This window comes from Bacillus sp. FSL R7-0685 (assembly GCF_038002425.1).
Taxonomy (GTDB): Bacteria; Bacillota; Bacilli; order Bacillales; family Bacillaceae; genus Bacillus; species Bacillus subtilis.
This window is the reverse complement of sequence record NZ_JBBOCN010000001.1, coordinates 3,175,923-3,195,819: the sequence shown is the minus strand read 5'-3', so window position 1 is coordinate 3,195,819 and position 19,897 is coordinate 3,175,923. Positions and strand designations below refer to the sequence as shown.

Genomic DNA, 19,897 nt, shown 5'->3' with positions numbered 1-19,897 from the left:
GTGTCTCGTTTTTTATGCCTGTTATGTGTAGGGACTGTTGATGGTAAAAGTGACACGGTTTGTGTGCATCAAAAACAATGAGCAATAGATTGGCTGGTCGTTTGATGTAAAAGCCGTTTTATCAATTTCAAACAGCGCATCCCCGATATCACAATCCAGGTATTTGCTTTCCTCCAGTTGGGCATATACAACGTTTAATAGCTTCGTATTGTGCGTGGGTACAACTTTGTATTGCTGTTTCAAAATATCATGCATGGATACGCCGTCAGCAATAAAGGTATCAATGCCGGGAAACAAATCAAGCGGATAATGCGTCACTTCAAAGGTGAGAGGCTGATCATCATTATATAAAATCCGTTTTAATTCAACCACAGGGCTCTCGGGTTGGATTTGAAGCTTTTCGGCGATGGGTTTTGACGCTGGAATGATGTCATGGGACAGCACATGATGCTTCGGTTTTTTGCCGGTTGATTCCATAAATTCCGAGTAGCCGTTTACAGCGATCAGCTCTCGTTTTAATTTAGGGCTTTTAACGAACGTTCCCTTTCCCTGCTGCCTGATCAGATAGCCTTCTTCGACTAAATCGAGAATGGCTTTCCTGACGGTGATGCGGCTGACGTTATACTTGGTGCAAAGCTCGTTTTCGGTAGGCAGCTTGGCAGTTGGGGAATACACGCCCTTTTTGATGTCATCAGTGATGATTTGTTTTAGCTGAATGTATAAAGGTGTAGAACTTCCGTTGTTTAACAAAGGGTAGCCTCCTTTTAACCTATTATTTATATTATAATGTATTATGACGTTATAATACAAATTTACATTTTTTATTTTAGAAATATAGCAAAAATGGGAATCGATTACTCTAAAAATAACAGAAAGACCAAGTTGTTTCCAGTGACGAAATAACGGGTCAAAAGATAGGGGGACTTTTCTGATGGCTTCATTAACATTTGAACACGTCAAAAAATCATATCACTCACAATTAACCGTGAAGGACTTTGATTTAGATGTAAAGGATAAGGAGCTTTTGGTGCTGGTGGGGCCGTCAGGATGCGGAAAATCAACAACGCTGCGGATGGTGGCTGGATTAGAAAGCATTTCTGAAGGAAATCTTCTTATTGATGGGGAGCGGGTCAATGATCTTCCGCCGAAAGAACGTGATATTGCGATGGTATTCCAGAACTATGCGCTTTATCCGCATATGACGGTTTTTGATAATATGGCGTTTGGATTAAAGCTCAGAAAGATGGCGAAACAGGAAATTGCCGAGCGGGTTCATGCGGCAGCTAGAATTTTAGAAATTGAACATTTGCTGAAGAGAAAACCGAAGGCGCTCTCCGGCGGGCAGCGGCAAAGGGTGGCGCTTGGCAGGTCGATTGTGAGGGAGCCGAAGGTCTTTTTAATGGACGAGCCGCTTTCTAATCTGGATGCAAAACTAAGAGTGACGATGCGGACAGAAATCAGCAAGCTGCACCAGCGATTAGAGGCAACGATCATTTATGTCACGCATGACCAGACCGAAGCAATGACAATGGGAGATCGGATTGTCGTCATGAATGAAGGGGAAATTCAGCAAGTGGCGAAACCTCATGACATTTATCATTACCCGGCCAATTTGTTTGTCGCAGGCTTCATTGGCTCTCCTGGGATGAACTTTTTGAAAGGCATCATAGAACAGCATCATGGCGAGCTGTTTTTCACAAATTCTTCGATCCGGCTTCATATTCCTGAAGAAAAAGCAAAGCGGCTGAAGGAAAAGGGATATGCCGGAGAACAGATGATTGCCGGTGTACGGCCGGAGCACATCACACAAATGACAGGAAATGACCAGTTGTTTGATTCAGTGTTTCAAGCGAACGTGGAAGTGAATGAAAATTTGGGCTCGGAGCTCATAGTGCATGTTATGGCTGGGGACGAGCGGCTCAAGGTCCGCCTGGACGGAAACACGCGAATCGATGCAGGCGATTCAATCCAGCTCTCAGTGAAAATGGACCACGTCGTCTTTTTCGATGCGGAAACGGAAGAGGCTGTGTATTAGAAAAAGGTGCTCCTCAAAAGGAGCACCTTTTTCTTACGGCCAAATCTCATCCGCCCATTCAGGGTGGTCGATAAATGGATTGCGGTTGTGCTGATATTTTTCATAAATGATTTCATTTCTTTTCCGCTCGCGGTCGTCAACCGGATCCTGCTTATTCCATTCGAGCAGGACAGATTGTTTGCCATGATAAGGAGCTGAGCCGTTGCCTGTCTTATCATTAAGCTCAAGATCAGGATAGCCGTCATCACCCTCGTAACGGACAGCCATGTAAAACAGCATGCGGGCAACATCGCCTTTCACATCATCGCGGGGCTCCCATGAATCGCCGTCATAATAATTTCCGGGTGCCTTCGCATATTCAGTACCGCCATTGTCAAAATCCATATTTCCTCTGGCGCTGTTAACTTGAACATCAGCCGGGCGCAAATGATGAATATCAGTACCAGGTCCCTTGCTCGTACCAAAATCGCCATGGGATTTCGCCCAGACATGCTCGCGGTTCCAATCGCCGACATTGCCGCCGTTCAGGTTTTTGGAACGCGATTCATTCGTATAGAGCAGGATGACGTTATTCGGATTTCTTGGGTCTTCATCCGTTTCTTTCAGCGCGTTCCACACTTCGCTGTAGGACAGCATCGTGTGTCCGCTGATAATACGGTGCAGGGTGCTTTTTAGCGAGTCTCCTGTTTTACCTTCAGCCCCTTCATAATAGGTATCTGTGTCAGCATAGGGTGCAGCGGGGGCGGCTAATGAGAGAAGGCTTCCCGTTCCTGAAGGGGAAGACGCCAATCGGTCATTAAGGCTTAATGTGGTTTGCGCGCTTGCTGAAGCTGCTGGCGCAAGCCATCCGGAAATCAGTAATACACAGACGAGCGGCAGAAACCATGCTTTTTTTGTCATCACTTGCCCTCCTTTTATCAGATCATGTCTATTATCTAAAATTGAAATAAAGGATAGAAGTGTCATTTTGTATATTTTTCATTAAAATTGTAAATTAGTCCCTTTGGAGGAGGCGGAAATCTCCTGTTTCCATATCTTTAGGTCCTGTTTTTGCGGGCTGCCGGCATTTCTGTTTTCATCCGTTCCGCGAACATCGCCTCTCCAGCTTAGCTTGTTCATATGAAAGGCATTTTGACCCTCTCTTTCGCTCTTGCTGGCTCTCTTCCTTACCGTGTTTTCTTTTGACCTTTACATCAAAATAGTTGTGACATGTAGGGTGTATCTGGTTGCTGGATGGATACTGTGGCTAAAAAATAAACGTTTTTTTGGTTAATCTGTCAATGAACTATCATGTTGCTCCTTCTATAATGAAGTCACCATAGCGGCCAGAGGGGGGAGTACATGGAAAAGCAGAAGCTTTCAGTAAAAAACAGCATCACAGATTATATTGAATGGCTCGCCCAATACGGTGCGTCTGCGGATGGCGGCGTAACGAGGCTTTTATACACAAAAGAGTGGATGGACGCACAGCTTGCTGTGAAAACGGAAATGTCTTCTTTCGGGCTTGAAACAAGATTCGACGATGTCGGCAATGTGTTTGGAAGGCTTTCGGGCACCCAGTCTCCGGATGAAGTCATTGTAACCGGTTCACATATCGATACTGTCATCAATGGAGGAAAATACGACGGCGCCTATGGCGTTCTGGCGGCAATGCTCGCGTTAAAGCAGCTCAAGGAAACATACGGAGCGCCAAAAAAAACGCTCGAGGCGGTCTCCTTATGTGAGGAGGAAGGCAGCCGTTTTCCAATGACCTATTGGGGGTCGGGGAATATGACGGGTGTTTTTTCAGAACAAGATGCAAAAGAGCCAAGAGACGAGTCGGGAGTCTCCCTCCAAACAGCGATGCATGAGAGCGGTTTTGGCAAAGGTGTGTTTCAGTCAGCATATAGGACAGATATCAGCGCGTTTGTTGAGCTGCATATTGAACAGGGGAAGACGTTGGAAATGTCAGGCCGGGATCTCGGCATCGTGACAAGTATTGCGGGGCAGAGACGATATCTCGTCACGCTCGAAGGAGAATGCAATCACGCAGGAACCACCTCCATGAAATGGCGCAAGGACCCGCTCGCAGCCAGCAGCCGTATCATTCATGAGCTGCTGCTGCGGTCGGATGAGCTGCCGGATGAGCTCCGTCTGACATGCGGAAAAATAACGGCAGAGCCCAATGTAGCCAATGTCATACCGGGCCGCGTCCAGTTTTCAATCGATATTCGCCATCAGCATCAGCATGTGCTGGAACAGTTTCATCAAGACATGGTTGCTTTGATCAACGGCATTTGCCTACAAAAAGGAATTCGCGCTGTGATTGATGAATATATGCGGATAGAGCCTGTGCCGATGGACGAAAGGCTGAAGGCTGCGGCTTTTGAAACAGCATTAGAAAACAGCTTCAACTGTGAGGAAATGGTGAGCGGAGCAGGGCATGACGCGCAAATGATCGGAAGGCGCTATCCTGCTTGTATGCTGTTTGTGCCGAGCCGAGGCGGCATCAGCCACTCACCGAAGGAATATACGTCAGCCAGACAGCTTGAGATCGGCATCCGCGCACTGACTGATTTATTATACAAACTGGCTTACTGATAAAGGAGGAATGGCTGTGTCAGGCAGAAGAGAATTATGCACCCCGTTAAGAACGATTATGACGCCGGGGCCTGTTGAGGTTGATCCGCGTGTATTAAGAGTAATGAGCACCCCGGTTGTCGGCCAATTTGATCCGGCGTTTACAGGTATTATGAATGAAACGATGGAGATGCTTCGGGAGCTGTTCCAAACAAAAAACCGCTGGGCATACCCGATTGACGGCACTTCACGGGCGGGAATTGAAGCAGTGCTGGCTAGTGTGATAGAGCCGGAAGATGATGTGCTCATTCCCATTTACGGCCGTTTCGGTTATTTGCTGACTGAAATCGCCGAGCGATATGGGGCAAATGTTCATATGTTTGAGTGCGAATGGGGAACGGTTTTTGACCCGAAGGACATCATACGGGAGATAAAAAAAGTGAAGCCGAAAATTGTGGCCATGGTGCATGGAGAAACATCGACAGGACGGATTCACCCGCTGAAAGCCATCGGCGAAGCCTGCCGCACCGAGGATGCATTGTTTATCGTCGATGCAGTCGCAACGATTGGGGGCTGCGAGGTTAAAGTCGATGAATGGAAGATTGACGCTGCCATCGGCGGAACGCAAAAATGTTTGTCTGTGCCTTCAGGAATGGCGCCGATTACATATAATGAGCGGGTGGCGGACGTGATTGCAGCTCGCAAAAAGGTGGAACGCGGGATTGCGACACAAGCTGACAGGGCAGCACTTTCGGGAAATCGGCCAATTACAAGCAACTACTTTGATTTGAGCCAGCTTGAGGATTATTGGAGCGAAAGACGGCTCAATCATCATACAGAAGCGACGACGATGCTGTACGCCTTACGTGAGGGAGTCAGACTGGTGCTTGAAGAAGGTCTTGAGACGCGTTTCGAGCGGCATCGGCACCATGAAGCCGCATTAGCAGCAGGGATAAAGGCAATGGGGCTAAGATTGTTTGGAGATGACAGCTGCAAAATGCCTGTTGTCACCTGTGTCGAAATTCCCGGCGGCATTGACGGCGAGTCTGTCCGTGACATGCTGCTGGCACAATTCGGCATTGAAATCGCCAGCTCATTCGGCCCGCTTGCAGGGAAGATCTGGAGGATCGGCACGATGGGGTACAGCTGCAGAAAAGAAAACGTGCTATTCGTGCTTGCCGGGTTAGAGGCTGTGCTTCTCAGACATAACGCAGGAATCGAAGCAGGAAAAGCGCTCCAAGCAGCGCTGGATGTGTATGAAAACGCTGGCCGCCAGGCAGCGGTGTAAAGAAAAGCTTGCGGAACTCCGCAAGCTTTTTAACGATATGATTTCGTGTTTTCTCCAATCTGATTTTCTTCGTTTGACTCTTTTTACAAATCCTCTTTCTATGTGTTTCATTTTCTGACAAATCATGAGTCATTTTTTCTTCCATCGTCTATTCTTTATACAAGTTACCTATAAAATCACGCTGAACTAGTTGTTTCTCACGGCAATTTTCGAGAGGAGGATGCGGCATTGGGGAATTTTCACACGATGTTAGATGCGCTCCTGGAAGACCAGGAGGAGGCTGTACTGGCGACAATTGTTCAAGTTGAAGGCTCCGCGTATCGAAAAGCAGGCGCCTCTATGCTCTTTAAGAAAAAAGGCAGACGGATTGGCTTGCTGAGCGGCGGGTGTGTGGAAGAAGATGTATTCCAAAGAATCAGTGCGCTGGGCGATCAGCTCACATCAACGCTGATTCCCTACGACATGCGGTCGGAGGACGATCTTTCTTGGGGCATGGGAGCCGGGTGCAATGGCATTATTCATGTTCATGCAGAGCGAATCACTCAGGAAAAAAGGCGGCACTATGAGAAAGTGAGGGACTGCCTTCATTCAGGCAAAGCTGTCACTTCCGTTATAAAGATTGAATCCTCCCATTATTTATTTCTGACGGAGAACGGACATTTTGGGAACTGGCCGGACGCGCCTCTGCAAGCTATTCAACGTACTGTTTCAACGCTTCATTTACCGCATTTCGATCAAACCACTAACATGTTTATTCAGCGAATTGAACCGAAGCCGCGTCTCATTCTGTTTGGGGCGGGACCGGATAATGTACCGCTGGCCAATTTGGCGGCTGACACAGGGTTTTCTGTTATCGTGACGGATTGGCGGCCCGCTTATTGTACATCCTCTCTTTTTCCAAAAGCGGATCAGCTGATCACCGCTTTTCCGGAACAAATGCTTAGCGAATTTCAATTTTTTCCGCATGATGCAGCTGTTGTGGCAACCCATCATTATCAGCACGATCAAACGATCATCAACTTCTTATTTTCTCAAAACCTCCATTATATTGGACTGTTGGGTTCGGCAAACCGCACGAAACGGCTGCTGAACGGAAAACATCCCCCATCTCACTTTTACAGTCCGGTCGGGCTGAAAATCGGTGCGGAAGGTCCCGAGGAAATTGCGGTAAGTGTAGTTGCAGAAATTATTCAAACAAGAAAACGGCTGGCGGTTGTATGAGAAACCCCTATCTGATCGGCGTGTTTCTCGCTGCCGGCAAAAGCAGAAGAATGGGTCAAAACAAGCTGGCTTTGCCGCTAAAAGGAGAAAACATAGGCTCACTTTCCTTGAAAACTGCTCTGTCGTCCCGCCTTGATCACGTGCTGGTCGTCGAGCGGACAGAACATGCCTCCCTTGAGTGGATAGGAGCGCCGTATCACGCTCCGCCTTTTCAAAAACGCTGGAGCCTGCACGTTTGCCAAGACGCAGAAAAGGGTCAGGGGCATTCAGTCAGCAGCGGGGTGAGAAAAGCAGAAAGCATGGGGGCGGACGGCGTTGTCATTTTGTTAGCCGACCAGCCTCAGCTTTCCGTCGATCATCTCAATGCCCTTGTGGCTCTGGCTCCTGAGTCATTTGCCGTGTCATCGTTTTTAGGGGCGTTCACCCCGCCAATCTACTTCTCGTCGACATGTTTTCCTTATGTAAAGGGATTAACAGGAGATGAAGGGGCTCGCAGGCTCCTGAAAAGCGGACAGCTTGGAGCAGGAGCGGTTTTGGAGGCAAAGGATAGCGGTGAGTTGGACGATATTGATACACCCGAGGAATATGACATGGTAAGGAGGGCGATGGCTTGAACGGCCAAGTGACAAAAGCAAGGATGAATATTCAATTATGGAGACCGACAGCGCTTGATGAGGCCTATTCGCTTTTAGAGAAGCTTGCTCCGGATGTGTGTGCCGCATCGGGAAGCACGCTGCTTCAGCTTCAGTGGGACAAAGGAACTCTGCCGAAACAGCACCTTGTCAGCCTTGAAGGGATTGACGAGATGCGAGGGATCAGCGCCAGTGACACCCACGTGTCGATCGGGGCGCTCACATCACTGAATGAATGCAGAAAGAACCCTTTGATCAAGAGAGCGCTTGGCTGTTTCAGTGACGCTGCTTCCGCTGTCGCTGCACCGGGGATTCGCAGCCATGCCACGATTGGCGGCAACATAGCGAGTAAAATCGGTGATTTCATTCCGCTTCTGCTTGTGCTTGGTGCTGAGCTTATCGTATATCAAAAGGAGCTAATCAGGCTGCCGCTTGGCGCTTGGCTCAGTGAGGAAGACTTTAGAACGGCTATCGTCACGCGTGTCATCATTCCGCGGGCGGAGGGAGAGCGTGTATTTTATCACAAGCTTGGAAGGCGCCAGGCTTTTACAGGAGCGGTTGCTGTTGCAGCTGGACGTTTTTTGAAAGACGGCGGCATTCGCCTCGCCGCTGGCCATGCCGATATCACTCCTAGGAGATTATTGGACAGCGAAGCGAAATGGATGGCACCAGGAGGGGACTCGCATGATCTGTACAAAACACTTATCCATGAGCTGCCGTTTTCCTCAGATGCTTTTATGTCAGCGGCATACAGAAAAAAAGCCGCTGCCAACGTCATCATGGCAGAGCTGATGGCTGAGGGAGGGGAATAAATGATCATCAACAAACCGTCAAGAGTCAGGCCGGATGGAAGGGGTAAGGTCACAGGGGAATTGAAATATATGACCGATCTCAGCTTTCCAGGAATGCTGTATGGCAAGGTGCTGAGAAGTGCTTATCCTCATGCAGAGATTGTGTCGATTTGCACCATAAAAGCTGAGAAAATGGAAGGCGTACAAGCCGTCGTCACACATAAAGACGTTCCCGGCTTAAACCGATTTGGCATTGTCATCCCTGATCAGCCGGTTTTATGTGAGGACAGGGTGCGGTATGTCGGGGATGCGATCGCCGCAGTTGCTGCGGAAACGGAAGAAATCGCGGAAGCGGCGCTGGAGCTGATTCGAGTTGAGTATAAAGAGCTGGAAGTCATGGATTCACCAGAAAAAGCGCTTCGGCCAAATGCGCAAAGACTGCATGAGGACGGGAATATCCTGCACCGCGCGTTTTTTTCAAACGGCGATGTGGAAGAAGGGTTTCAAGCATCTGACACAGTCCTTGAAGAAACCTATGAGCTGCCGCGGCAGATGCATACGTATATGGAAACGGAGGGAGGCGTAGCCGTTCCAGAAGACGACGGGGGTTTTACGATGTATGCAGGAACCCAGCACGGCTATAAAGACCGTTTCCAGCTTGCCCGTATTTTTGATATTCCTGAAGAGAAGATCAGAATTGTGTCAAGTCCGATGGGCGGCTCGTTCGGAGGGAAGGATGAGCTGAATATTCAGCCGTATGCCGCGCTTTTGTCACTGAAAAGCGGACGTCCTGTCAAAATCCATCAGACACGAAAGGAATCTGTACGTTCTGGCATTAAGCGCCATCCGATGAAGATTACGATAAAAACGGGTGCGGATCATTCGGGAAATCTATTGGCGCATGACGTGAAAATTGTGGCGGACACAGGCGCATATGCTACGCTCGGACCGGCTGTTCTTGATTTTTCTGTCGAGCATGCCGCGGGGCCGTACCGTATTCCGAATATCCGGACTGAAGGAATATCAGTATTTACGAACAACGGGGTGGCGGGAGAATTTCGTGGCTTTGGCGGCAACCAAATCACATTTGCACTCGAAACCCATCTCGATCGTCTCAGCGGCATGCTCGGCATCGACCCGCTCGAGCTGAGAAGAAAAAATATCAGAAAACCGCATGACTTGGGGCCGCTTGAGCATCGAATTGCACCAACTGACGGAGCGGCACAGGTGTTGAATGCCATATCTAAATCTCCCATTCTTACAAGAACCAGCCGGAACTGTGGGTATCTGCAAAGAGGCACGGGAGCGGCAATTACAATGCACGGCGGCGGGCTGGGGTATGGCCGAATGGATGCGGCAGGAGGCCGTTTGTCCCTTTCGAGTGAAGGCAAAATCACAGCATCGTTCGGATTTGAAGAATGCGGACAGGGGATTCTAGCAGCGATTGAACAGATTGTCATGGAGGAGCTAGGTTGTGCCGCAGAAGATATTTCCATTGTTATTGGGGATACCGCAAAAGTGCCGAAGTCAGGCTCCTCCACAGCATCCCGCGGCACAAGCATGGTGTGGCACGCGATCCAGCGTTTGAAGAAGCCGTTTCTAGCTCAGTTGAAAAAACGGGCGGCAGAATGGAGCGGCTGTTCAGCGGAAAATCTTATTCCCGGCGCTGCAGGCTTGCGTGACAAAAACACAAAGGCGCTCGTGGTGACGTATAAGGAGCTGGCTGAAAAAGGCCCTTTGGCAGAGGAAACGGCATTTGACTTTCCAACAACGCCTGATCCTGTGGTGGGCGGCCATTTCCTCTACTCATTTGGAGCGGCTGCCGTTGAGGTGGAGGTAGATCTGTTAACAGGCGATGTCAAATTGATAGATTGTGAGCACGCTATTGCGGCAGGTCCGGTTGTCAGTCCGCAGGGATATCGAGGTCAAATTGAAGGCGGCGCTGCCATGGCACTCGGCTACACACTGATGGAGGAAGCGAAAATGACGGACGGCCGTTATGCCGCAGAAAATCTAGATCACTATTTGATCCCTGGAGTCAAAGACGTTCCTGACATGAAGGTGATCGCAATAGAAGAACTAATGAAGGGTGATGCATATGGACCGCGCGGTGTTGGCGAAATTGGAACGATCGCCATCACTCCGGCGATTGTAAAGGCAGTACATGATGCGGTCGGATGCTGGATAAACAAGCTGCCAATTTCAAGAGAAGAGCTGCTTGAAGCGATAGACAGAAAGGGGCTGAAGCAATGGACGTAAAAGAGGCCGGGCCATTTCCTGTAAAAAAGGAACAGTTCCGGATGACCGTGAATGGGCAGGAGTGGGAGGTTGCTGCCGTTCCTACGACACATCTGAGTGACCTGCTTAGAAAGGAATTTCAGCTGACCGGGACAAAGGTGTCCTGCGGAATCGGCCGCTGCGGAGCCTGCTCTATTTTAATCGACGGAAAACTGGCCAATGCGTGTATGACCATGGCTTACCAAGTGGACGGCCATTCCATTACAACAATCGAGGGCGTACAAAAAGAGGAACTGGATATCTGCCAAACCGCTTTTCTGGAAGAAGGAGGCTTCCAATGCGGCTACTGTACCCCAGGAATGATAATTGCGCTTAAAGCACTGTTTCGGGAAACCCCTCAACCTTCTGACAAAGATATAGAAGAAGGGCTGGCGGGGAATTTGTGCCGGTGTACCGGGTATGGCGGGATTATGCGTTCAGCTTGCAGGATTAGAAGAGAGTTGAACGGGGGTAGTCTGGAGTCCGGCTTTTAAGAGCCGGACTTTTTTAGCCTCAGTCAGACAGCGCGATCAAGACGCAGAAGCGTTGTGGGAAAACATCACGATAAATCTCGTAGAACTTGACAGCTTCTGGATTAGAAAATGATTAGTGAATCCATAGCAAAGACGCCATAAAAACTTCTTATGGCGTCTGTCGGACAGGGAGGTGTTGGATACGGCGGAGGCAAGGAAAGTTAAACTTAATAATTAAAGATAGCTGCTCCAACAATGATCAACAAAATGAATAGCACAACGATCAAAGCGAAGGAGCTCCCGAAACCGTTTGAGTAACCAGAGTTTCCACTGTATCCACCAGAATTGTAGAATCCCATAATGTCACCTCCTTTAGTGGAGATAGTATAAGATATGCCAACGATTATTTTCGACATAGATTTAAGTCTAAAAAAGAAAAAATGAATATTTTGTCTAAAGGTGTAAGAGAGGACGCGTTATCAAAACTATTAAAAACGCAGCAATTGTCTTCAGAGTATTTTTTCGAGAAAAAACGCGGTCTGTTTATAGGATTGGAGAAGGGAGCTCGGCTGCTAAGAGCTGACTTATTAGTTTGAAACCTCGATTTATAAATGAAAGGACTACAGGATATTTTTGTCGTAGGCAATTATCCTGAAAAATATAGGTGAATGTTTATTCTAGCTGTTGTTTCACTAAGCGTGGGATTACTGCAAGTACTGTCCTAGGATCAAAAGTTTATTGAAGTGCAAATAGAAGCCCGCCGGTGAGGCGGGCTTCCTTCTTAACTCCCCCTATACACCTGATAACCAAACGGCGACAGCAAGAGCGGGATATGATAATGTGCATCTGGATCTGCAAGCTGAAAACGGACGGTGACGATGGTTAAAAACGGCTGGTCGATCGTATTCACGTTTTTATTCGCAAAATAGTCTCCTGCATGAAATTCCATCACATACTCTCCGGACACCAGCTCTTCACCAGCCAGCAGAGGGACATTGGCTCTGCCGTCATTGTTAGTGTAAACCTCTTTCATAATACTTTCGCCCAGCCGCTTCAATTCAATTTTTACGTTCGCCGCTGGTTTGCCGCTGGTTAAATCTAAAATATGGGTTGTCAGTTTTCCCATCAGGCTTTCAGGCTCCGACATTTTTCAGCGGCTTTCTGTTTTTCTTTCTCGGCGTCTTCTCTTGTCACGGTAAAATGTTGGAAACCGTATGGCGGGCGCGGTTCGGTGTAGACTTTTCCTTGTGAGCCCGGGATTTCTTCGACAACCGTATCCCACGTGTGATTTTGAGATTGGAAGCTGACATCAGTGAGCTGCGGGAACCTCGCTAATATTCTGCAGCCGATATGATAGATTAGGTTTTGGATTGAAGGGGTTTCGAGCTCGTGAAAAACGGTGCTCGCCAAGTCGCGGACTTGTTCAGCCGCAACGTAGCGTGCTGGATCAGAAGCGTATGCGTCATTGGTATTTTCATATTGCCAGCTGATGTTTAAATAGACAAACAGCGGGCGGTTGCCGTCTTCGGGGAGAGTCGTATATTCGTCCCGAATGAAGCCGACGAAGGAGTTGCCGCTCACCTTGACGAGCTGAAGATCCATGATTTCGCTGTATTGCTCTGTAATCGTTATGGTATTCCCGCTTCGTTCTGCTTTCAGCACAGAGCGGCTTCGTTCATTACGCGATCTTCTGAAGACGAGGCGGCTTGTGCTGAGCTCTTTCTCCTCGTATGCAGGCATTGCTTCAAACGGAATGTCTTCGCCAGTCAGAGTGATCGTGTCCATATGAGAATAGGTATCTAAAAATCGGTGAGCTACATAGTGTAGGAACCCCTCGGTTGTCGTTCCTTCATAGGATGCGAGATGGCGCTGGATAAAGTTTTTCATTGAATCCGTTGCCACGACGAGAGTGTTGTCTCCGTCTGTAAATGATGGCAGGAAGGCTTCTCCGCCAATTTCGCATGTCACATCTACGCCGATAACGGTATTGCTTCTCCCGGCAAAAGATGATTCTGGGATTTGCTTCACTCCAGTGAGCGGTTTTAAATACGTTCGGTATGCAAATACATTTCCTTTGCCATAAGACATGGTTCTTTTCATTTGCGTCTCTCCTTTTTCAGTGATGATGTCAGCCAGACGAAAGCGGGCGATTCGGTAAATTTCTATAAGGGCCTGCTGGAACTCCGTTTCTCGTTCGCTCTCAAGCCTTGCCAGCAGGGCTTGGTGAATGTCCTGTTTCGTCTTTCCCTTCACCGCTAAAATAAAAGGAAAGCCGAAGCGATCATAATAGTGTTCATTCAGCATGAGAAACTCCTCGTATTCCTGCTGTTCTAATTTGCTGAGCCCCGCGTTCTGCTGCTCTCTTACCGAGTCACTGCTCATTGTTTTCTTTGTTCCAAGCCGAGGGTGCTTTTTGATTAAATCAAGCTGTGTCTCGCGGTCCGCGGCTTTTACAATGCCAGTCATTTTGCGGTGAAGATCAGAAAGGGACGAAAACGGCCGTAGTGCTGCGGATCTCTCCGCAATCCATGAAGAGTGTTCAAAAATAGAGCCAAGTGTGTCTGTCAGTGTTTGTGTGTCCATTTGGTTCAGGTCATCCATTGTGAACATTGGCATCTTCCTTTACGTTTTTATGTCTGCGCTATTCGGCTGTTTGGTTTGAAAAAAAGCGTGCAGTGCAATGGCCGTCAAACTGCCGATCACAATTCCGCTTCCTGCCAAGACAGAGGCCGCGCCCGAAAGAGATGAAAACAACGCGGGAACTGTTGTAGCGCCAAGCCCCAAGCTGACGGAAGAGGCGATAATCAGCAGGTTGCCTTGCGAATCAAGGTCAACGCTGGATAGCATTTTGATCCCGTAAGAAATGACCATGCCGAACATGACGATCATTGCGCCGCCGAGAACTGGATTAGGGATTACTGTTGTCAGTGCTGCGGCTTTTGGAACAAGCCCGATCGCCATCAGCATGATTCCTGTAATGGCGATGACGTTGACACTTTTCATCTTTGAGAGCTGAACGATGCCGACATTCTGCGAGAAAGCTGTATAGGGAAACGCGTTAAATAAGCCGCCCAGCAAAATCGCAAGGCCTTCTGCCCGGTAGCCCTTTTCCAGATCCTTCTCCGACAGTCTGCGGTTTGTGATATCCGCAAGCGCAAAGTAAACACCTGTCGATTCAACGAGGCTGACAATCGCAACGAGAAGCATCGTGACAACAGCCGGCAGCTCAAAGGTTGGCGGTCCGAAATAAAACAGAGACGGGACATGAAGCCAAGACGCCTCCAAGACCTCAGAAAAATCGACCTTTCCCATGAAATATGCAGCCGCTGTTCCTGCGATAAGACCGAGTAAAATCGCTATGGAGCGGATAAAGCCGTTAAAAAAATAAAACAGCAATAAGATAAAAGCTGTGACGCCAAACCCGAGGAGCACGTTGTCGAGTGAGCCGAATTCTTTGCTTCCTTCACCTCCGGCCAGGTTATTCATTGCCGTTGGAATCAGGCTGATGCCGATGATCATGACGACTGATCCGGTTACGACAGGCGGAAAAAAACGGACAAGCTTCCCGAAGAAGCCCGCGGCTAAGACGACAATCAGTCCTGCGGCGATAATGGCACCATATATCGCTGGGACACCGTAAGTGCTTCCGATGGAAATCATCGGGCCGACTGCGGTAAACGTGCATCCGAGCACAACGGGCAGGCCGATGCCGAAATATCGGTTTCTCCAGAGCTGCAAAAGAGTTGCCGCCCCGCACATAAACAAATCAATCGCGATTAAATACGTCAGCTGCCCGGCATTCAGCCCGATCGCCGCTCCGACGATCAGCGGAACGAGAATGGCTCCCGCATACATGGCAAGCATGTGCTGAAGCCCCAGCATCATCAGCTGTAAGGCATTGTGCTGTTCCTTCATCTTTTTTACACCTCTTTTTCTAATACGAGTGTATGTTCTAATACCGGAAGTTCTGTTTTCTGAGCTGTTTTGTCTTTTTTGCCGCGCAAGCTGAAAAATAGATTCAAAAAGATAGCGGTCAGGCTGCCAGTGATGGTGCCGTCACTGACCAGAATTCTAATCGGAGCGGGGAATTCAGCAAAAATCCTGGGGGCCGTGCTGGCGCCGATGCCGAGTGCGATTGAGCATGCGATGGTTAGGAGGTGGTATTGATTTTTGAGATCCGCTGTGCTGAGCATTTTGACGCCGGAGGCAATCACCATGCCGAACATGACGACGGTCGCGCCGCCAAGTACAGCAGCAGGAACGGCAGATGCAAGGGCGGCAATCTTCGGAATCAGTCCGAGACAGACAAGGATACAGCCTGCGGTAACGACGATGTTTCTTGTTTTCACTTTGGTCAGCTGCAATAAGCCGGCGTTTTGCGCAAAGGTATTATAAGGAAAGGCATTGAACAGCCCGCCGATGAGAATGGCGATTCCTTCCGCTCGATAGCCTTTGACGAGATCTTTTTCAGTTAAAGGTCTGCCGCATATCTTTCCGATTGCGTAAAAAACGCCGGTTGATTCCACAATAATGACGATTCCGACGATCAGCATCGTTAAGATCGGACCGATTTCAAACGCAGGGGCTCCGAAGTAAAAAGGCTTCGGGGTTTGGAAGAACGGTGCTTCTGTAACAGAAGAAAAGCTGACTTTGCCCATGATCGCTGCTGCCGCTGTTCCGGCGGCGATGCCGATCAGAACGGACAGTGTTCGGGCAAATCCTTTGAGAAAGCGGTTGAGGACTAAGATCAGAACAAGGACACCGACAGAGAGAAGAAGGTTTTCGAGCGAACCGTACTCGGGGTTGGCGTTGCCGTTTATTTTTTCGCCGCCAGCCATATTTTTCACACCTGTCGGAACAAGTGAAAGGCCGATCAAGGTCACAACGGTACCTGTTACGACAGGAGGAAATAACACAGTCAGCTTGCCGAAAAAACGCGCAAACAAAAAGATGAACACACCGGCCGCGATGATGGAACCGTAAATCGCGTGAATGCCGTAATTGCTGCCGATTGCAATCATCGGGGTGACGGCCACAAATGAACTGCCAAGCATGACGGGAAGCCCGATGCCGATGTATGCTCCGCGCAAGGTTTGCAAAAGCGTCGCCACGCCGCATGTTAACAGGTCAATCGCCAATAGGTAGGACAGCTGTTCAGTTGTTACATTCAGCGCCCTGCCGACAAGCAGGGGCACCAAAATCGCACCTGCATACATGGCGAGCACATGCTGCAGGCTAAGTGTAAACACCTTAAACGATCTTTTTTTCACCATAGTCCCTCCCTGTATGTGAACTTTAGTAACATGATATCGTGCCGGCCGAGGGGTGTCATTGGATACAGTAGCTGAAAAAGGCAGGTGTGATTGCTGAAAGTGACGAAAAATGATTCATTTTGTAAGAAAATGTGACAAACTTTAGCTGATCAGCCGCTGCATACGTAAGGCAAGCCGCAAACGCATCGTTGTTTCAGGATCTTTTAAGCTTTTACCCAGAAGCTCTTCGCATTTTTCAAGGCGGTATATGACCGTATTGCGATGAACGTACAGACGCTTTGCCGTCTCTGAAATTTGGCAGTGTGTCTCTAAATAGACGGAAAGCGTATGAAGCAGGCTTTGATCCTCCTGCTGTTTTTCAGCGAGGCTCTGAAGCGTGGAGTTGTAAAATTTCTTCAAATCCTCAACCGGGAGCAAGCGCAGAAGCTCAGGCACATCTTTGGCGTGATACACCTGGATAAATGCGGTGCTTCTCGACAAATGCCCCGATTGCAGAGCATCAGAAGCTTCTGTGAAAGCGTCGGGAACATCAATGAGCTTTTGGCAGATATTGCTGATGCCAAAGGACACGGTTCGTTTAAATTGAGCGCTGACCTGTGTTTGAAACTGTTCTAAAAAGCTGATCACCGAGGCGTGCATTTCACTCCAGCTGTCTGTCGCCTCGATTAGAATAATGCCGACATTTCCTTTCATAAAGAAGTGAGGCGGAAACGGGAAGGCTGATAATTCACCTTCAAGAAATTCGAATACGCTGTCGGAAGCGAGCTGATTTTCTGTAAAGCTGATTGATTCGTCATTGCGATCGAGTTTGCCGGCAATGCACATGTATTTTTGATCCCAGCGCAGCTTGAATTCTTTCGCCCGGTTTTTGATTTCGTCATCTGAAGAAAAGGACCGCTCAATAAAATTGTTGAAAAACTCATTGCGAGCCCGCCGGCTGAACTGCTTCAGCGCATTTTCCTTCAGCAGTTCAAAGGAAATGACGTTGGCCGCTTGTTCAATCGTGAGGATCAATCCTTTATCGCCGGCCTGCACCATGTCCGGTATCAGTAGGTAGCCGCAGTTTTTTTCGTGATTATAAATAGGCAGGACAGAATATGTTTTCTGATCTGAGATTGTAGAGAAACAAGTGAAAAATGGCCCGGATACGGTATTCAGGGTGCCTTTCAGCTTTTCGGTCTCAACTGAAATCTGATGAGACGCAGACAGCATTTTGGCATGCTGGTCAAGCAGCAGCACGGGAAGCTGAAGGAGGTCTGACACCTTTTTGAGGAGGGATTGCAGCCCCTTGCCGCTCATAATGTGGTTTGTGAATTTTTTGTGCGCGTAAATGGCTTGCTGCAGCTCGTTAGAACGCATATCGAGAATGTGGCTGAGTGTGGCATTTACAATATCGCCGAGGCGGATGTGTTCTGGAAGTTCAATGATCGGAAACGCATATGAATCGGCCAGTTCGATGATTTCCTTCGGGATATCTTCCAGATAGCGCTTTGTTTTAATGCCGAGGCCCGCGCAGCCGCGTTTTGCCATTTGCCGAATCAGTTCAGATAATTGATGCGGGTGATCCTTCAGGTGATAGGCGGTGGTGACGAGCAATTCATTCTTATGCAAAAAGTCTGCGATATCCGGAGCGTCCATCATATTGACATGCTGAACCTCTCTTTCCCCTCCTGCTTTTCCAGCGATTAAATTGGCGTTTTCAAAAGCCGGTATTTTCATCACATCAAAAATATTCATAGCGCATTCTCCTTTTCTATAAAAACATTGGTTAAGGTGAATAATTTTCAATAGGAATTCTAGCGGTTTTGCTGATGTAATACGATCATAGTAGCAGTAAACTGTGGAAAATAGAACTGGTTGTGTTACATAAACTGACATGAAAAATCGTCATCCTGACATGGGGGGATCAATATGGCTTACGATATGGTGATAAAAGGTGCGAAGGCAGTTACGCCAGATGGAATTATAGAAGCTGAGATTGCAGTTCAAAACGGTGTCATTGCCGAGATAGGTTCTGACATTGAAGCAAGCGGGACGGAAATCATCCAGGCAGACGGGAAATACGTGTTTCCTGGTGTGATAGATTGCCATGTTCATTTTAATGAACCGGGCAGGGAGGATTGGGAGGGGTTTGAAACAGGTTCTCAAATGATGGCCGCAGGCGGTTGCACTACCTATTTTGATATGCCGCTCAACTGTATTCCATCAACCGTGACGGCAGAGCATCTTCTCGCAAAAGCTGAGCTAGGCAGGCAAAAATCTGCCGTGGATTTTGCGCTATGGGGCGGCCTTGTGCCAGGCCATATCGAGGACATCCGTCCGATGGCTGAAGCGGGAGCGATCGGGTTTAAAGCGTTTTTATCAAAGTCAGGCACTGATGAGTTCCGCTCTGTTGATGAACGGACATTGCTCAAAGGCATGGCAGAAATCGCGGCTGCAGGAAAAATCCTCGCTCTCCACGCGGAAAGCGATGCGATCACAAGCTACTTGCAGATGGTTTTGGCCAATAAAGGAAAGGTGGATGCGGATGCGTACGCCGCCTCCCGCCCGGAGGAAGCAGAAGTTGAAGCGGTGTATCGCACGATTCAGTATGCAAAGGTGACAGGCTGTCCGGTTCATTTTGTCCATATCAGCACGGCGAAAGCGGTCCGGCTGATCAGAGAGGCAAAACAGGAAGGTCTTGATGTTTCGGTTGAAACATGTCCGCATTATGTCTTGTTCAGCCATGACGATTTACGGCAAAGGGGCTCTGTCGCAAAATGCGCGCCTCCGCTCCGGTTACGGCAATCAAAAGAGACGCTGATCGAGATGCTCATTGCCGGGGACATTGACATGGTATCCTCAGACCATTCCCCCTGCCGTCCATCCTTGAAGCGGGAGGATAACATGTTTTTATCATGGGGCGGAATCAGCGGCGGGCAGTTCACTTTATTAGGAATGCTGGAACTGGCGCTTGAGCATCAGATTCCGTTTGAAACCATCGCAGAATGGACAGCGGCGGCCCCTGCAAAACGATTCGGCCTTCAGAAAAAAGGGCGGCTTGAGGCGGGGTGTGATGCAGATTTCGTGCTCGTCAGCATGGAGCCGTACACTGTTACAAGAGAATCGATGTTTGCAAAGCATAAAAAAAGCATTTACGAAGGACATACATTTCCCTGCAGCATTTGGGCCACTTACAGCAAAGGCCGATGCGTGTACAATGATGGGGAAAAGGTCACTGAAATTGACGGAGCTCTGGTCGTTCCTTCGTAAGCCCGGCGGATTTTACCGCCGGGTTTTTTGATTTCCTCCGTTCTAGTTTTTAAAATCTCATCAACGTGGTATCTTTTTTTAAAGGAGGCGGAGGCA

General features: G+C 48.6%; 18 protein-coding genes. 9 read left to right on the top strand and 9 right to left on the bottom strand.

Going from position 1 to position 19,897, the window contains the following annotated elements; genetic code table 11:
- Nucleotides 1-21: 21 nt before the first annotated feature.
- On the bottom strand, nt 22-750 hold the full coding sequence (gene frlR, locus MKY50_RS16705) for a transcriptional regulator FrlR (protein WP_015251281.1): 729 nt from the start codon (nt 748-750) through the stop codon (nt 22-24).
- Between the two features lie 181 nt (nt 751-931).
- Between frlR and MKY50_RS16700 the strand changes: the two genes are divergently transcribed.
- Nucleotides 932-2,035: an ABC transporter ATP-binding protein gene (locus tag MKY50_RS16700; RefSeq protein ID WP_341116964.1), complete on the top strand. Its 1,104-nt coding sequence runs from the start codon at nt 932-934 to the stop codon at nt 2,033-2,035.
- Between the two features lie 33 nt (nt 2,036-2,068).
- Here MKY50_RS16700 and MKY50_RS16695 read toward each other — a convergent pair whose 3' ends face one another.
- Complete coding sequence (locus MKY50_RS16695; protein WP_009968119.1) at nt 2,069-2,935, bottom strand: endonuclease I family protein; 867 nt, start codon at nt 2,933-2,935, stop codon at nt 2,069-2,071.
- A gap of 81 nt (nt 2,936-3,016) precedes the next feature.
- Nucleotides 3,017-3,154, bottom strand: coding sequence for a hypothetical protein (locus MKY50_RS16690; RefSeq protein ID WP_003228634.1), 138 nt, complete (start codon nt 3,152-3,154; stop codon nt 3,017-3,019).
- Nucleotides 3,155-3,376: 222 nt separating this feature from the next.
- Between MKY50_RS16690 and allC the strand changes: the two genes are divergently transcribed.
- The 7 genes from allC (at nt 3,377) to pucE (ending at nt 11,297) form a co-directional block, all read left to right on the top strand.
- Nucleotides 3,377-4,615: an allantoate deiminase gene (gene allC / locus MKY50_RS16685; protein WP_341116963.1), complete on the top strand. Its 1,239-nt coding sequence runs from the start codon at nt 3,377-3,379 to the stop codon at nt 4,613-4,615.
- 16 nt (nt 4,616-4,631) lie between these two features.
- Nucleotides 4,632-5,882 carry a (S)-ureidoglycine--glyoxylate transaminase gene (gene pucG, locus MKY50_RS16680; protein WP_341116962.1) on the top strand — a complete coding sequence of 417 codons (1,251 nt, stop codon included), beginning with the start codon at nt 4,632-4,634 and terminating at the stop codon, nt 5,880-5,882.
- Between the two features lie 228 nt (nt 5,883-6,110).
- Entirely contained in the window at nt 6,111-7,103 is a 993-nt protein-coding gene (locus MKY50_RS16675) for an XdhC family protein (protein ID WP_015251285.1), read from the top strand.
- Nucleotides 7,100-7,717 (top strand): xanthine dehydrogenase accessory protein PucB, encoded by a 618-nt coding sequence (pucB, locus tag MKY50_RS16670; protein ID WP_015251286.1) that lies wholly within the window; start codon nt 7,100-7,102, stop codon nt 7,715-7,717. The genes MKY50_RS16675 and pucB overlap by 4 nt, the downstream gene beginning before the upstream one ends.
- On the top strand, nt 7,714-8,547 hold the full coding sequence (pucC, locus tag MKY50_RS16665; protein WP_015251287.1) for a xanthine dehydrogenase subunit C: 834 nt from the start codon (nt 7,714-7,716) through the stop codon (nt 8,545-8,547). The genes pucB and pucC overlap by 4 nt, the downstream gene beginning before the upstream one ends.
- The gene (gene pucD / locus MKY50_RS16660) at nt 8,548-10,785 is read left to right on the top strand and encodes a xanthine dehydrogenase subunit D (RefSeq protein WP_341116959.1); all 2,238 of its coding nucleotides are present in this window, start codon (nt 8,548-8,550) and stop codon (nt 10,783-10,785) included.
- Nucleotides 10,776-11,297: a xanthine dehydrogenase subunit E gene (pucE, locus tag MKY50_RS16655; protein ID WP_003228648.1), complete on the top strand. Its 522-nt coding sequence runs from the start codon at nt 10,776-10,778 to the stop codon at nt 11,295-11,297. The genes pucD and pucE overlap by 10 nt, the downstream gene beginning before the upstream one ends.
- 206 nt (nt 11,298-11,503) lie before the next feature.
- Here pucE and yuzJ read toward each other — a convergent pair whose 3' ends face one another.
- From yuzJ to pucR, 6 genes are all read right to left on the bottom strand, one after another.
- Nucleotides 11,504-11,635, bottom strand: a complete 132-nt coding sequence (gene yuzJ / locus MKY50_RS16650; protein ID WP_009968115.1) for a YhzE/YjcZ family sporulation protein YuzJ — start codon at nt 11,633-11,635, stop codon at nt 11,504-11,506.
- A gap of 422 nt (nt 11,636-12,057) precedes the next feature.
- On the bottom strand, nt 12,058-12,402 hold the full coding sequence (gene uraH / locus MKY50_RS16645) for a hydroxyisourate hydrolase (protein ID WP_031315332.1): 345 nt from the start codon (nt 12,400-12,402) through the stop codon (nt 12,058-12,060).
- Nucleotides 12,402-13,886, bottom strand: coding sequence for a factor-independent urate hydroxylase (gene pucL / locus MKY50_RS16640; RefSeq protein WP_341116957.1), 1,485 nt, complete (start codon nt 13,884-13,886; stop codon nt 12,402-12,404). The genes uraH and pucL overlap by 1 nt, the downstream gene beginning before the upstream one ends.
- Before the next feature lie 12 nt (nt 13,887-13,898).
- Nucleotides 13,899-15,191 carry a uric acid permease PucK gene (gene pucK / locus MKY50_RS16635; protein ID WP_326131794.1) on the bottom strand — a complete coding sequence of 431 codons (1,293 nt, stop codon included), beginning with the start codon at nt 15,189-15,191 and terminating at the stop codon, nt 13,899-13,901.
- 5 nt (nt 15,192-15,196) lie between these two features.
- A complete protein-coding gene (pucJ, locus tag MKY50_RS16630; protein ID WP_341116956.1) occupies nt 15,197-16,546 on the bottom strand; it encodes a uric acid permease PucJ in 1,350 nt (449 codons plus the stop codon).
- A gap of 144 nt (nt 16,547-16,690) precedes the next feature.
- Nucleotides 16,691-18,286, bottom strand: coding sequence for a purine catabolism transcriptional regulator PucR (pucR, locus tag MKY50_RS16625; RefSeq protein ID WP_014477890.1), 1,596 nt, complete (start codon nt 18,284-18,286; stop codon nt 16,691-16,693).
- A 174-nt stretch (nt 18,287-18,460) separates the two neighbouring features.
- Between pucR and MKY50_RS16620 the strand changes: the two genes are divergently transcribed.
- The gene (locus MKY50_RS16620) at nt 18,461-19,801 is read left to right on the top strand and encodes an allantoinase (RefSeq protein ID WP_341116955.1); all 1,341 of its coding nucleotides are present in this window, start codon (nt 18,461-18,463) and stop codon (nt 19,799-19,801) included.
- Nucleotides 19,802-19,897: the final 96 nt, after the last annotated feature.

Coding starts and splice junctions, on each gene's coding strand:
- pucE (WP_003228648.1), top strand. CDS start 10,776: ATGGACGTAAAAGAGGCCGGGCCATTTCCTGTAAAAAAGGAACAGTTC.
- MKY50_RS16620 (WP_341116955.1), top strand. CDS start 18,461: ATGGCTTACGATATGGTGATAAAAGGTGCGAAGGCAGTTACGCCAGAT.
- pucB (WP_015251286.1), top strand. CDS start 7,100: ATGAGAAACCCCTATCTGATCGGCGTGTTTCTCGCTGCCGGCAAAAGC.
- yuzJ (WP_009968115.1), bottom strand. CDS start 11,635: ATGGGATTCTACAATTCTGGTGGATACAGTGGAAACTCTGGTTACTCA.
- allC (WP_341116963.1), top strand. CDS start 3,377: ATGGAAAAGCAGAAGCTTTCAGTAAAAAACAGCATCACAGATTATATT.
- pucR (WP_014477890.1), bottom strand. CDS start 18,286: ATGAATATTTTTGATGTGATGAAAATACCGGCTTTTGAAAACGCCAAT.
- pucD (WP_341116959.1), top strand. CDS start 8,548: ATGATCATCAACAAACCGTCAAGAGTCAGGCCGGATGGAAGGGGTAAG.
- uraH (WP_031315332.1), bottom strand. CDS start 12,402: ATGGGAAAACTGACAACCCATATTTTAGATTTAACCAGCGGCAAACCA.
- pucK (WP_326131794.1), bottom strand. CDS start 15,191: ATGAAGGAACAGCACAATGCCTTACAGCTGATGATGCTGGGGCTTCAG.
- MKY50_RS16695 (WP_009968119.1), bottom strand. CDS start 2,935: ATGACAAAAAAAGCATGGTTTCTGCCGCTCGTCTGTGTATTACTGATT.
- MKY50_RS16690 (WP_003228634.1), bottom strand. CDS start 3,154: ATGAACAAGCTAAGCTGGAGAGGCGATGTTCGCGGAACGGATGAAAAC.
- pucL (WP_341116957.1), bottom strand. CDS start 13,886: ATGTTCACAATGGATGACCTGAACCAAATGGACACACAAACACTGACA.
- MKY50_RS16700 (WP_341116964.1), top strand. CDS start 932: ATGGCTTCATTAACATTTGAACACGTCAAAAAATCATATCACTCACAA.